Source organism: Paenibacillus sp. P4_E11 (assembly GCF_056401635.1).
In genome coordinates this window covers 1-589 of record NZ_JBFUIX010000700.1, presented here as the reverse complement: position 1 = coordinate 589, position 589 = coordinate 1, and the positions used below count along the sequence as shown (strand labels likewise).

General features: G+C 45.3%; 1 protein-coding gene. It reads left to right on the top strand.

Going from position 1 to position 589, the window contains the following annotated elements:
• Nucleotides 1-229: 229 nt before the first annotated feature.
• Nucleotides 230-589, top strand: a 360-nt coding sequence (locus tag AC1DWB_RS37005; RefSeq protein WP_477546006.1) for a DUF2269 family protein, incomplete at its 3' end; no start/stop codon positions are given.

The window sequence follows — 589 nt, the reverse complement described above, 5'->3', positions numbered from 1 at the left end:
CCTTCTGAGGCATGTTTTTTGTCGATTCAGTATTACTTCGTTGATTGTTCATCGTCTCGGCAAACGCACGGCGTCAAAGGACGCCGTTAGGCATTTATCCTTACAGCACGCCGATGTCGAAGAAAAAGTATACCTAACCTCTACCTTTCTACGACCTTTGGATAATATAATGGGTTTCGGCAACGTGCTATCTTATAAGTATTCTGTTGAAGTAGGAGGTAGCGAATTTATGAAATGGTTAGTGCTTATTCATGTGCTGTCGTCGATTATCGGGATCGGCCCCACTTTTTTCGGACATTTACTGTTAAGAAGGGGTCAAACCGTTGGGGGGTTACGGCAATCGATCGCTTCGTTTGAATTGATGAATTTTTTTCCGAAAATTGGCGGGACCCTCGCTGTACTCACCGGGATTCTGCTGGTGATAGTGTCTTCATGGAGCATCACGAGCTTCTGGATTATCGGCTCGCTTGTTCTGTACGTAGCCATTCAAGTCTTGGTCGTTGGATTACTGACTCCTGTCGTCAAAAATCTAAAGCTGTCACTCCAAGCACCTGATCTCTCTCAAGATCAAAAGTTGACGGAGGCATCG